Source organism: Candidatus Planktophila lacus, assembly GCF_002288385.1.
GTDB lineage: Bacteria > Actinomycetota > Actinomycetes > Nanopelagicales > Nanopelagicaceae > Planktophila > Planktophila lacus_D.
Map to the genome: position 1 here is coordinate 232609 of NZ_CP016783.1, position 12533 is coordinate 245141.

Sequence of the window (12533 nt, forward strand, 5' to 3'; positions counted from 1 at the left end):
GTTATCTTTTCAGTCGCCGACGGACTTTTGCGCCGGTCTGGAAGAGTTAGAATGTGCTTATGAATCCGCAGAAAGTCCTTTTGTACTATGGCTTCACACCCATAGCTGACCCTGTCGCGATTCAACTCTGGCAGAAAAATCTCTGTGAAGCGCTAAACCTAAAGGGCCGCATTTTGATTTCTCCAGCAGGTATCAACGGAACCGTCGGTGGCGATATTGATGATCTTCGCAAATATGTGAAGTACACAAAGAAGTATCCGGGCTTTAAGAAGATCGGATTTAAATGGTCGCAAGGCACCGGCAATGAATTCCCAAAACTCTACGTTGCAGTGAAGAAAGAACTCGTCGCATTCGATAACCCTGATGAAATTAAAGTTGATGAAAAGGGCGTTGTCGGCGGAGGTCAGCATCTTCGCCCAGAACAAGTTCACGAGCTAGTTAAAGAACGCGGCGATGACGTTGTCTTCTTCGATGGTCGCAATCAATTTGAGGCCAAGATCGGCAAGTTTAAAAACGCAATTGTTCCTGATGTTGATACCTCACGTGATTTCGTGCGCGAGATTGAAAGTGGAAAGTACGACCACTTGAAGGAAAAGCCAGTCGTTACTTACTGCACCGGCGGAATCCGCTGCGAAATCTTGTCAGTTGTTATGAAGAACCGTGGCTTTAAAGAGGTTTACCAAATCGATGGCGGAATCGTTAAATATGGTGAGAAGTTTGCTGACGATGGCCTCTGGGAAGGCTCGCTCTACACCTTTGATTCACGTATGGCGATCGATTTCTCAACTAAGACCAAGGTCATCGGTGAGTGCGAGATCTGCCAGGCGCCTAGCAAGATCTTCCGCAATTGCCGCACTAAGACCTGCCACGAACTGATTCTGCTCTGCGATTCTTGCAACGACCTGCCTGCAAGCACCAAGTGCACGCACGATCAATCTAAAGTGCGCGACTCCGAGATGGTTGGCTAACTCTTTTAATTAAAGAGTTTTGTTTAAAGCGCCTTGAGCGCGCTAACAACTTTGGTTAGCGAAGCCTTCGCATCACCAAAGAGCAACATCGTCTTTGGATCATAGAGAAGTTCGTTCTCAATTCCCGCAAAGCCTGGACGCATTGAACGCTTCAAGAAAATAACATTTGCAGCGTTAGAAACTTCCAAGATAGGCATTCCGTAAATTGGGCAACCAGGTGTTGTCTGCGCTGCTGGGTTAACGACGTCGTTTGCGCCGATAACGATCGCAACATCTGTCTGACCGAAGGTTGGGTTTACTTCATCCATTTCAGCCAATTGATCGTAAGGAACATTTGCTTCAGCGAGAAGTACGTTCATATGTCCTGGCATACGACCTGCAACTGGGTGGATTCCGTAGGCAACATCGATGCCCTTAGAGATCATCAAATCAGCGAGTTCGCGCACGGTGTGCTGTGCTTGTGCAACAGCTAAACCGAAACCAGGAACGATAACCACGCGACGTGCGTAGTTAAGAAGAATAGCTACGTCATCCGGTGAACCAGAACGCACTGGACGTTCTTCGCCAGCAGCAGATACATCTTGTGGCTTGGCAGTAAATGCACCGAAGAGAGTTCCAAAGAGCGAACGTCCCATCGCATCGGCCATCAAGCGCGTCAATATTGTTCCGGATGCGCCAACGAGTGTTCCCGCAATGATCAAAAGAGTTGAATCAAGAACATATCCGCTTGCTGCAACTGTTAGACCAGTAAAGGCGTTAAGTAGCGAGATAACGATCGGCACATCTGCGCCACCAACTGGAAGCACGAAGAGAACACCGAATAGCAGTGAAAGTGCCGCTAAAACCAAGAGCGGAGTAGTGCCGAGTTCAACTACAACCCAACCTGAAACTCCGAATACTGCGGCTAGCGTTGCGGCAATTACAAATCTTCCACCAGGGAAAACAACTGGACGCGTTGTCATTAACTCTTGCAACTTCAAGAAGGTAATGATCGAACCGCTGAAAGAGACGCAACCAACTACTACGGTGAAGACGGTAAAGATAACGACTGCTGTTGAAGCGTCAGCGCCAAGGGCAAGATATTCAACAATTGCAACGAGCGCTGCGGCACCGCCGCCAACACCATTAAATAACGCAACCAGTTGTGGCATCTGAGTCATCTGAACCTTGCGCGCTGCCGGCACACCAATTAGCGAACCGACTGCGATTGCACCGATGATCCAACCAAGGTTATTAAGTGGTGCGTTATAGGCAAAGACAACCAAGGTTGCAATCGTTGCGCCGAGTGCACCGATTAGATTTCCACGACGGGCAGTCTTTGGGTGAGATAAACCTTTGAGAGCAAGGATGAAGCAGACGCCAGCGGCGAGACCGATTAAGTCATACATAGTGCGGTTCATTTATCTGCTCCCTTCTTATTTCCCTTAAACATTTCGAGCATGCGATCGGTAACGACAAAGCCACCAATCATGTTGATAGTTGCAAGGATTATCGCGACTACAGAGAGAGATAGTTCGAGCGTTGTTTTGCTGTGATCGGCGACGATGATCGCACCGACCAAGATAACGCCGTGAATCGCGTTGGCACCTGACATAAGAGGTGTGTGAAGTGTTGAGGAAACCTTTGAAACAACTTCAAATCCCACAAATACTGCTAGTACGAAGATTGAGACGATCGCCATTGCATCCATCACTTGGCTCCTCCTGCACTTGGGTCGCGTCGCTGGCCACCATGAGTAACCGCCGATGCATTAATTATTTCGTCTGCAAAGTCGAGATTTAGCGCAACTGGTGCGTCATCTTTTGTTCCAGTCGTCATCAAAGTTAACAAGTTAACGACATTTCGTGAGTACAAACTTGAGGCGTGGAATGGCAGTTGGCTCGGTACATCTTTACCGCCCCAAATGCGAACTCCGCCGCTGGTAACAACTACTTCGCCAGGCTTTGAACCTTCTACGTTTCCACCAGTCTCGGCAGCTAAATCAACAATTACTGTGCCAGGTTCCATGGCATCGATCATCGCTTGCGTCATCAAACGCGGCGCAGTGCGACCAGGAACTGCAGCAGTTGTAATAACAACATGTGACTTTGCGATGTAAGGAGTTAGAAGTTCGCGTTGCTTTGCAGCGCGTTCTTCTGTCATCTCGCGCGCATAACCGCCAGCGCCTTCGAGTGATTCAAGTTCGAGTTGGATAAATGTTGCACCCATTGATTTAACTTCATCAGCTGAAGATGGACGAACATCGTATGCAGAGACAACTGCGCCCAAGCGACGAGCAGTTGCAATCGCTTGTAGACCTGCAACGCCTGCTCCGAGAACTAAGACCTGTGCAGGTGTAACGGTTCCGGCTGCAGTCATCAAGAGTGGGAAGAATCGTGGTGACATCTCTGCGCCAACAAGAACTGCGCGATATCCAGCGCACAAAGCTTGTGAAGTAAGCGCATCCATTGATTGAGCGCGTGAGATACGTGGAACTAATTCGAGTGAAAATGCGGTGACGCCAGCTTTGATTGCAGCCTCAATTGAATCTACGGCGGTGACATTAGATAGGAATGAAATTGTGACTGCACCACTCTTTAGCGTTGCCATCTGCGCTGGTGTTAGCGGCTGAACAGAGAGAACAACATCTGCTCCGGCAAGGACATCGCCTTTAACTACAGAGGCACCCGCAGCGGCATATGCAGCATCGGTACCCTGCGAGTTATCTCCTGCGCCTGATTGGATAACTACTTCATATCCGAGGCGAGTTAACTTGTTGATGATGTCAGGAACTAGCGCTACGCGCTTTTCTCCAGTTTTAACTTCTAATGGGACGGCTACACGCATGGACAAACCATACTTGCTGATCTAATTACCTGCGAGTTCTCCGCGGGTGAGGTGATAGAGCAGGGCTTGAATAGTTGTGCGGCGGTGATAGGCCTCGCGCCAAATGACCGACTTCGGCCCATCGATCACGGAAGCTGCTACTTCTTCACCGCGGTGCGCTGGCAAGCAGTGCATGAAGACTGAATCTTTTTCGGTCAGTGCCATCAAATTATCTGTAACAGCAAATGGTGCTAGCACCTTAATTTTCTCTGCGCGCTCTGCCTCGGGATCTCCCATAGACATCCAAACATCGGTATATAAAACGCTTGCACCCTTAGATGCTGCCTCGGGATCGTTAGTTACTTCAATCTTTGCACCAGTTTTTTCAGCGATCTTTTTCGCTTGCTCAACTACATCAGGACTTGGCGCCCATTTTCCATCAGGCGTTGCAGCAACAACATGTGCGCCCATAATTGCGCCCATCGTTAACCAGGCATGAGACATATTGTTTCCATCGCCGAGGTAAACAAATTTTCGATCTTTGATATCGCTTCCAAATGTTTCGCGGATCGTTAACCAGTCAGCAAGCAACTGAGTTGGATGATCGTCATCAGTTAGCGCATTGATTACAGGAATTGAAGCGTTGGCTCCAAGTTCATCGACATCAGATTGCGCAAATGTTCTAATGATCAAAGCATCGCAATATCCGCTAATTATCTTTGCGGTATCGGCAATAGTTTCACCGCGTCCTAATTGCAGTTCATCTCCGCGAATAAATATTGGAGTACCGCCAAGGTGGGCAACTGCTGTTTCAGATGAGAGGCGAGTACGAGTTGAAGGCTTTGTCATATAAATCGCAACGGATTTGTTCTTTAGACAATCCTGAGAACGAAGTGGGTTCTTGGCGAATTCGGCTGCAGTGTTTAGCAGCAAATCAACATCGGCTCGCGATAAATCAGCCGTGCGCAGCAAGTCCTTCATCTTCAAATTCTACCTGCTGCCACTATCCTTTCGGACATGGGTATTTTCCGTAAGAACTCTCCTGATTTAGAGGGAGATACTGATCTTCTTACCCGTCCCCAAAATCAACAAGATGAACGGCTTCAAGAAGATGATGGGGGCCACGATCGCTTTGCGCACTATGTAAAGAAGGAAAAGATCGTCGAATCAGCGGTTACCGGTAAAGCGGTACGAGCGCTCTGCGGCAAGAAATGGATCCCATCACGCGATCCTGAGAAATATCCAGTCTGTCCAGTCTGTAAAGAAATCTATGACGGCCTCCCGCGTAAAACGCCTGACAAGTAAATCTTTAGTCGTTGTATTCGCTCTAAGCGTTGTTTTTTCACCGCAAGCACATAGCGCTAATCAGCCTCGCAAAATCTTAACGGGGTGGATTCCTTACTACTCAATGAAGACCTCGCTACCGGCTGCGCTAAATAACGCAGATTTAATTAAAGAGGTAATGCCATTTTGGTACACCTTGAAATACAACGGAAAGACTAAATCAGCGTATGTCAGCGATCTATATGTCAGTGGTAATCCAAGTATTCCAATTGCAACTCCGCTTGCTGCAATGCGTGCCGCCGGTTTTCAGATTATTCCAACAATCACCGACGGGACAGATAAGTTAGTTCTATCCAATTTGCTTGCCAATCCAACGAGCAGAACCCAAATTGCCAAAACGTTAAATGACTATGTGATGGCTAATAACTTCGATGGTATTGATCTAGATTTTGAAGGTTTCGCATTTGTTGATGGAAATACCACTTGGGCAAAGACCGCGCCATCTTGGGTTGCTTTAGTTAAGGAGTTGTCAGGGTTATTGCGCGCAAATAATAAATTGCTTTCGGTTTCAACTCCTTACAACTTTAACCCTGCCGAAAAACAGAAGGGCTACACGGTTTACGCCTGGCCGCAGATCGCTCCATTTATTGATCGTTTAAGAATCATGACCTATGACTATTCTGTTTCTAAAGTTGGTCCAATCGGGCCGCTTGCTTGGACAGAGAAAACAGTTGCCTATGCCGCTTCAATTATGCCGGCGTCAAAGGTTTATCTCGGTCTTGCAGGTTACGGCCGTGACTGGGTAACCAAGGTCGAAGGCGTGTGTCCTGCACCTTTTGCAAATGCGATAAAAGTTGGCGCAAAGGCTGCAACTTTTGTGATGCGTGATGCTGCAGCACTTGCAGCAAGTTACCAAGTAACACCAGTATTTGATGCAAAATTTGGCGAAGCAACATTTACTTATACAAAGTCTTATGAAGGAACCACTGCAGACGGGCGCTCCACAATTTGTACTGCAACGCGCACGGCTTGGTATCAGAATGCACAGAGCTATAAGTTAAGAAGCGAGCTAGTTGCTAAATATAAATTAGGTGGCGTTACCGCTTGGACTTTGGGCATGGAAGAGCCACTTGCCATGGAAGCGATTCGCCAGACTGCACTCGGCATCTCACCAGTAAAAGTTGTTAGCGCCTTGACGGTGGATAAGACTGCGGCGCTCTATGGAAATTCAGTTTCGATATCTGCGCAATTGAACTTAGAAGATAAATCACCGGCCGCTAACCTTCCACTTCGCATTGAAGGCAAGAGCGCAAACGATGCGACTTGGCGCGTACTTGGCACAGCAGTAACTGGCGTAGATGGAAGATTTACAACACCAATTCTCTTAGGCAAGGCAACCTCCATCCGTATTGCAACTGATGGCACATGGGAGCGCGCAGAATCCTTGAGCAATGAGATCTCAATATTGATTGATCGCACAATTTCTATTTCGGCTCCCGGCTCGGTAAAAGCCAATTCTTCATTTGCAATCGATGGGGTAGTTCGCCCAAGAAGTGCTGGTGCTCAAGTCTCGCTAATGAAATTTAGCGCGGGTGCATGGAAGAAGGTTGCGATCGCAACCACCAACGAACAAGGCGTCTTTGCCTTTGCCTTAGAGAAAGAACCGCGACAGGTAGCGCGCTATCAAATAATTGTCGAAGGCGATCAACTTTGGCGTCAGGTAGCTGCTCCAGAGTTCTCTATCATTATCCGGTGATGGTTAAGACTGATACTCATATCGAAGAGCAGATTCGTGCAATCTTCTCTGGCGATACTCCATGGGTAACCATCGTTTGGGATGACCCAGTAAATCTCATGACCTATGTAACTTACGTTTTGATGGAGCTCTTTGGTTTCTCTAAAGAGAAAGCCCACGAGTTAATGATGAAAGTGCACACTGAAGGCAAAGCGATTGTTTCAACAGGAAGTCGTGAAGAGATGGAGCACGATGTGGCTCGGCTTCATGAATATGGGCTCTGGGCAACGTTGCAACGCGGAGACCAGGCGCTATGACTTCAGAAGGATTCAAACGCCACGGCAGCAATTCTTACGTCGCTGAATTTGCTGAGAATGAACGCGAGATTTTAATTAATTTAGCCGAACAAATCATTGAACTACTTGCCGAACGCGTAGACCATGGACATGAAGATCCACTTGCCGCGATGGTCGGCATAACATCGCACGATGCGCCACCTGAAGATGAAGTTCTGCATCGCCTCTTGCCTAATGCTTATCAAGATCAAGTGGATTCGGCAGAGTTTCGTAGATATACCGAATCAACTCTTCGCAATAAGAAGCAGGCCCATGCCATGGCGATGCGGATGTATTTAAAGAGCGCTAAAGATGGAACGGTAGATCTCGATCACGATAGCGCTAACGCATGGTTAGGCGCAGTTAACGATATTCGCTTAGCGCTTGGCGTTCGCTTAAATGTTCAAGAACGCACTAGCGATGAGTTAGAACTTCTAGCACCTGATGATCCACTTCGTGGCGTCTATATTGTTTATGGATGGCTCGGATGGTTGCAAGAAGGTTTGTTAGCAGCCCTTATGGATGAGAGTTAGGATACGACTCTTATGTCACTAACTATTTCTAGAGCTTTCGTTGATGCAATTATTGAGCAATCTCGTGCTGAATATCCAGATGAATGCTGTGGCGTAATTCTTGGGCCAATTGGTAAGGGCTCGCCAGAACGGCTAAAGCCGATGATTAATGCGGCGCACTCACCAACTTTCTACGAATTTGATCCAAAGGATTTATTGGCGCTCTATCGTGAAGTAGACGATAACGATGAGGAAATTGTCGTCATTTATCACTCACACACTGAGACCGAAGCCTTTCCATCCCGCACGGATATCGCATATGCCGGCGAACCTGGTGCGCACTATGTTTTGGTCTCTAGTCGCAAAGAGATTGCACCTGCAATTGAATTCCGTTCTTTCCGAATAATCGATGGAGTTGTAACCGAGGAAGAAGTTTCAATTACCGATTAACGCAAATCTTGGCCATAATAAGGGCATGAGCATCGATGTACGTATCCCAACAATTCTTCGTCCATTTACCAAGGATCAAAAAGCAGTAACTGCAACCGGTACAACGCTTAGCGCGGTTATCTCAGATCTCGATGCGCAATATCCAGGAATTGGCGATCGACTCCTTGAAAATGGTGCGCTTCGCCGCTTTATTAATATCTATGTAAATGATGAAGATGTGCGCTTTCTCGGAAGTTTAGAAGCGCCAGTTAAAGATGGTGATTCAGTAACGATTCTTCCTGCTGTCGCTGGCGGTTAAATTGTCGCGTTACGAATCACTTGAGGCATCGGTAGGAAATACTCCGCTAATCGGTCTACCTCGACTTTCTCCTGCGCCAAATGTTCGCCTCTGGGCAAAGATGGAAGATCGCAACCCAACGGGATCGATTAAAGATCGAACAGCGATTTCTATGATTAACGAAGCTGAAAAGAGCGGCCAGTTAAAACCTGGTGCCACAATCTTGGAACCAACAAGCGGTAACACCGGAATCTCACTTGCGATGGCGGCAAAGGTGCGTGGTTATAAATTAATTTGTGTAATGCCAGAGAACACAAGTCCAGAGCGTCGCCAACTCCTTGAAATGTGGGGCGCAAAGATAATTTCATCTCCTGCTGCCGGAGGTTCTAACGAAGCGGTGCGCGTTGCCAAAGAGTTAGCGGCGCAAAATCCTGAATGGGTTTTTCTCTATCAATATGGAAACCCAGCAAATACCAAGGCGCATTACGAAGGCACTGGTCCGGAAATATTTAAAGATCTACCAACTGTTACGCACTTTGTGGCAGGACTTGGAACAACCGGAACTTTGATGGGCGCAGGTCGCTATCTACGCGAGCAGAACCCTGATGTTCAAATCATCGCGGCAGAACCACGTTACGGAGAAGTTGTTTACGGGCTAAGAAATATTGATGAAGGCTTTGTTCCAGAGCTATATGACTCATCTGTTCTGACTCGTCGCTTTTCAGTAGGTGCAGAAGATTCAGTTCGTCGCGTGCGCGAGCTGTTGGAAGTCGAAGGAATTTTCGCCGGTATATCAACGGGTGCAATTTTGCATGCAGCGATCGCGATGGCTAATGAAGCCCTTGCTGCAGGACGCGATGCAGATATTGCATTTATCGTCTGTGATGCGGGCTGGAAATATCTTTCAACTGGTATTTATGGTTCAAAGATAGAAGAAGCAACCGAAGGGCTCGACGGCACGCTCTGGGCTTAAGGTGCGAGGCGGTAGTCTTGCCCTGTGAGCGATGCACCAATCGGAATATTCGATTCAGGAGTCGGCGGTTTAACCGTCGCACGTGCAATTCTCGACCAACTTCCAAATGAATCTACGCTCTATGTTGGTGATACCGCGCGCGGTCCATACGGCCCAAGACCGTTAGCTGAAGTTCGTACCTTTGCATTGGAAACCCTCGACTATCTAGTTGAGCAAGGCGTAAAAGCTTTGGTAATTGCCTGCAATACCGCAAGTGCTGCGATGTTACGTGATGCGCGTGAGCGTTACTCCGTTCCAGTAATTGAAGTGATTCAACCTGCGGTACGCCGCGCAGTTGCAGCAAGTCGAACTGGTCGCATCGGTGTAATTGGTACACGTGCAACTATTGATTCAAAGGCTTACCTAGATGCGTTCGCAGCTGCTCCACAGTTAGAGATAACTTCTATCGCCTGCCCACTATTTGTGGAGTTTGTAGAGCGCGGTGAAACTTCTGGCGAAGCAATTACCAAGGTCGCTCGCGAATATTTGAAGCCAGTAATGGATGCCGATGTCGACACCTTGGTTTTAGGTTGCACTCACTATCCGCTATTAACCGGCGTTATCTCCTATGTAATGGGCAATAACGTCTCACTTGTATCTAGCGCCGAAGAGACTGCAAAAGATCTCTATAGAACTCTGGTTGAAAACTCATTACTTCGCGCACCTTCTTCTACGCCGGCAACACATCGTTTTTTAGCTACAGGGGACTCGGCCGCCTTTGAAGTTCTAGCCCGTCGATTCTTAGGACCTGAAGTGGGTTCTGTTCAACATATAAATAGCCTCAAATAAATCCAAATAAATAGAATGGAAGTACATGGCACGCAACGACGGAAGAAGTAATGACCAACTTCGCGAAATTAAAATCACTCGCAAGTGGTTAGATCATGCCGAAGGTTCAGTGCTCGTTGAATTTGGAAAGACTCGCGTTCTCTGCGTCGCCTCATTTACTCCAGGTGTTCCACGTTGGTTGAAGGATTCCGGTAAGGGTTGGGTAACTTCGGAATATGCGATGTTGCCACGTGCAACTCATACCCGTTCTGATCGCGAAAGCGTTAAGGGCAAGCTCGGCGGACGTACTCAAGAAATTTCGCGCCTTGTCGGTCGTTCACTTCGTGCGATTGTAGATATGAAGGAACTTGGCGAAAATACAATTGTTATCGACTGCGATGTTCTGCAAGCAGATGGTGGAACACGCACCGCTGCAATTACCGGTGCTTATGTAGCACTGGCCGATGCAATTTCTTGGGCTAAGTCACAAGGCCATATCAAGGCAGATTCAAAACCACTTAGCGATTCTGTTGCTGCAGTCTCGGTCGGAATTATTGATGGCGTTCCAATGCTCGATCTTTGCTACGAAGAAGATGTTCGTGCAGATACCGATATGAATGTGGTCTGCAGTGGAGATGGACGCTTCATTGAAGTTCAGGGAACTGCAGAAGGTGTGCCATTTGATCGCAACTTACTTGATTCACTTCTTGATCTCGCAGTCGCTGGCTGTGTTGAACTCGGTGAAATACAGAAGGCTGCCTTAGCAAAGTGAATTTATTCAAGTGAGTTCTAACCAAACTCCCCATAAATTACTTCTGGCTACGCGCAATAAAGGCAAGATCGAAGAGTTTCGTCGCATCCTGGAAGATATTGCTGCAGGACAGATTGAATTAGTTGGCCTCGATCAATTTCCTAACCTTCATGATGTTGATGAAACCGGTTCAACCTTTGAAGAGAATGCTCTGTTAAAAGCGCGCGAGATGTGTGAAGCATCGGGAATTCCGGCGATCGCAGATGACAGCGGGCTTTGTGTTGATTACTTAAACGGTGATCCCGGAATTTTCTCGGCTCGCTGGGCGGGAAGCCACGGTGATGACAAAGCAAACACTGCAAAGGTATTGGCCTCACTTGCAGATGTTCCAGATGAGAAGCGCAGCGCGCACTTCACTTGCGTTGCTGCCCTTGCCTTGCCAGATGGCCGAACCCATGTAGAAGAAGGAAAGTTCGAAGGTTGGATTCTGCGTGAGCCGATTGGGGATCAGGGATTTGGCTACGATCCAATTTTCCGCCCCGATGGTTATTCAATATCTAGCGCACAAATGAGCGCGGAGGAGAAGGATGCGATAAGCCATCGCGGAAAATCACTCCGCGCTATCGCACCTCATGTCATCAATTTGCTCAACTCCCTAGGCTAAACTTGGCCTATACGAGTTAGTTCAAACCCTGATCGTTTCCAATTTTCAAAGGAGTCACATCGTGGCAGTTAAGAAGAAAGCACCGGCTAAGAAGAAGGCCGCAGCTAAAAAAGTTGTTAAGAAGGTAGCGAAGAAGGCTCCAGCGAAGAAGAAGGCTGCCGCTAAGAAGGTTGCCAAGAAAGCGCCTGCGAAGAAGAAGGCCGCTGCCAAAAAGGTTGTAAAGAAGGCAGCGAAGAAGGCCCCTGCACGTAAGAAGAGCGCGGTTAAGAAATCTGCTGCGAAGAAGTCATCTTCTGCAAATAGTTTAGTAATTCCTCCAGTTCCGGTTGGTGGCGTAAGACGTCCATCTGCTGTAAATGTTTCTACAACACCAGTTGCTAAGCCAGCACCAGCGGCTAAGCCAAGTGCAGCGCCAAAGCAATCCACTTCACCACGTGTTTTGATCGCAGCAATTATCGGTATCGCACTTCTTGCAATCGTTGTTATCTCACGTCCTGCATCAGACGGTGATGACGTTGCACCAGTTCCATCAGCAACAGCAACAGCTTCTGAGTCAGCAGCGCCAGAGATGTCTGAAGAGGCAACACCTGAAGCGAGCGAACCAGCAACAAATGGTGAAGCAGTCGCAGCAGTTGAAGCGCCAGGTCGCTTTATTGGAAACTGGAAAGATTCATCTAAATCAGTAATGGTTATTACTTGGAAGGCGCCAGCAGCAACTGCTGGTCTAACTGGTTATAAGTTTGAAGTTCGTTCAGGAATGGGCGAATGGAGAGAATCAGGTGTGCTTCCAGCAGATCAACTCTCAATTGAATTCACAAAGGGTTCAACTGATGGTTCAACATCATTCCGAGTTTCATCAATGTACTCAGATGGTCAGATCGCAACTGCCAAGGCATTTGGATTTGCAGGTCAGTTCGAATAATTCCAATCAAATAATTACTGGAGAAAATAACCCTCACCAATTCGGTGGGG

The 12533-nt window shown here is 47.7% G+C and carries 16 protein-coding genes; 12 read left to right on the forward strand and 4 right to left on the reverse strand.

From position 1 onward, the window contains the following. Positions 1-59: 59 nt before the first annotated feature. Positions 60-968: an oxygen-dependent tRNA uridine(34) hydroxylase TrhO gene (trhO, locus tag A1sIIB60_RS01105; RefSeq protein WP_095688852.1), complete on the forward strand. Its 909-nt coding sequence runs from the start codon at positions 60-62 to the stop codon at positions 966-968. Positions 969-991: 23 nt separating this feature from the next. On the opposite strand, the gene A1sIIB60_RS01110 is transcribed toward trhO, so the two are convergent. The 4 genes from A1sIIB60_RS01110 to argF are packed head-to-tail and all read right to left on the reverse strand — an operon-like array spanning position 992 to position 4754. Then, on the reverse strand, positions 992-2368 hold the full coding sequence (locus A1sIIB60_RS01110; RefSeq protein WP_095688853.1) for an NAD(P)(+) transhydrogenase (Re/Si-specific) subunit beta: 1377 nt from the start codon (positions 2366-2368) through the stop codon (positions 992-994). Beyond that, positions 2365-2658 (reverse strand): NAD(P) transhydrogenase subunit alpha part 2, encoded by a 294-nt coding sequence (locus A1sIIB60_RS01115; protein WP_095670689.1) that lies wholly within the window; start codon positions 2656-2658, stop codon positions 2365-2367. The genes A1sIIB60_RS01110 and A1sIIB60_RS01115 overlap by 4 nt, the downstream gene beginning before the upstream one ends. Further along, positions 2658-3794, reverse strand: coding sequence for a Re/Si-specific NAD(P)(+) transhydrogenase subunit alpha (locus A1sIIB60_RS01120; RefSeq protein WP_095688854.1), 1137 nt, complete (start codon positions 3792-3794; stop codon positions 2658-2660). Before A1sIIB60_RS01120 ends, A1sIIB60_RS01115 begins: the two co-directional genes overlap by 1 nt. A 21-nt stretch (positions 3795-3815) precedes the next feature. Then, entirely contained in the window at positions 3816-4754 is a 939-nt protein-coding gene (argF, locus tag A1sIIB60_RS01125; RefSeq protein WP_095688855.1) for an ornithine carbamoyltransferase, read from the reverse strand. A 36-nt stretch (positions 4755-4790) separates the two neighbouring features. On the opposite strand from argF, the gene A1sIIB60_RS01130 reads away from it, so the two are divergent. The 11 genes from A1sIIB60_RS01130 to A1sIIB60_RS07220 all read left to right on the forward strand — a co-directional run bounded on the left by A1sIIB60_RS01130 (position 4791) and on the right by A1sIIB60_RS07220 (position 12483). Continuing rightward, the gene (locus A1sIIB60_RS01130) at positions 4791-5078 is read left to right on the forward strand and encodes a DUF3039 domain-containing protein (protein WP_095677074.1); all 288 of its coding nucleotides are present in this window, start codon (positions 4791-4793) and stop codon (positions 5076-5078) included. Then, complete coding sequence (locus A1sIIB60_RS01135) at positions 5044-6813, forward strand: glycosyl hydrolase family 18 protein (protein ID WP_095688856.1); 1770 nt, start codon at positions 5044-5046, stop codon at positions 6811-6813. The genes A1sIIB60_RS01130 and A1sIIB60_RS01135 overlap by 35 nt, the downstream gene beginning before the upstream one ends. Continuing rightward, entirely contained in the window at positions 6813-7109 is a 297-nt protein-coding gene (clpS, locus tag A1sIIB60_RS01140) for an ATP-dependent Clp protease adapter ClpS (RefSeq protein ID WP_095677076.1), read from the forward strand. Before A1sIIB60_RS01135 ends, clpS begins: the two co-directional genes overlap by 1 nt. Then, positions 7106-7660: a DUF2017 domain-containing protein gene (locus tag A1sIIB60_RS01145; RefSeq protein WP_095677077.1), complete on the forward strand. Its 555-nt coding sequence runs from the start codon at positions 7106-7108 to the stop codon at positions 7658-7660. The genes clpS and A1sIIB60_RS01145 overlap by 4 nt, the downstream gene beginning before the upstream one ends. Before the next feature lie 12 nt (positions 7661-7672). Then, complete coding sequence (locus A1sIIB60_RS01150) at positions 7673-8089, forward strand: M67 family metallopeptidase (protein WP_095670696.1); 417 nt, start codon at positions 7673-7675, stop codon at positions 8087-8089. A gap of 25 nt (positions 8090-8114) precedes the next feature. Then, complete coding sequence (locus A1sIIB60_RS01155) at positions 8115-8387, forward strand: MoaD/ThiS family protein (RefSeq protein ID WP_095670697.1); 273 nt, start codon at positions 8115-8117, stop codon at positions 8385-8387. A 1-nt stretch (position 8388) separates the two neighbouring features. Continuing rightward, positions 8389-9339 carry a PLP-dependent cysteine synthase family protein gene (locus tag A1sIIB60_RS01160; RefSeq protein ID WP_095677078.1) on the forward strand — a complete coding sequence of 317 codons (951 nt, stop codon included), beginning with the start codon at positions 8389-8391 and terminating at the stop codon, positions 9337-9339. A 24-nt stretch (positions 9340-9363) separates the two neighbouring features. Next, on the forward strand, positions 9364-10167 hold the full coding sequence (murI, locus tag A1sIIB60_RS01165; protein WP_095670699.1) for a glutamate racemase: 804 nt from the start codon (positions 9364-9366) through the stop codon (positions 10165-10167). A 25-nt stretch (positions 10168-10192) separates the two neighbouring features. Then, positions 10193-10918, forward strand: coding sequence for a ribonuclease PH (rph, locus tag A1sIIB60_RS01170; protein ID WP_095677079.1), 726 nt, complete (start codon positions 10193-10195; stop codon positions 10916-10918). Positions 10919-10928: 10 nt separating this feature from the next. Further along, on the forward strand, positions 10929-11561 hold the full coding sequence (locus A1sIIB60_RS01175) for an XTP/dITP diphosphatase (protein ID WP_095670701.1): 633 nt from the start codon (positions 10929-10931) through the stop codon (positions 11559-11561). A gap of 61 nt (positions 11562-11622) precedes the next feature. Then, the gene (locus A1sIIB60_RS07220; protein ID WP_150131905.1) at positions 11623-12483 is read left to right on the forward strand and encodes a hypothetical protein; all 861 of its coding nucleotides are present in this window, start codon (positions 11623-11625) and stop codon (positions 12481-12483) included. Positions 12484-12533 lie beyond the last annotated feature (50 nt).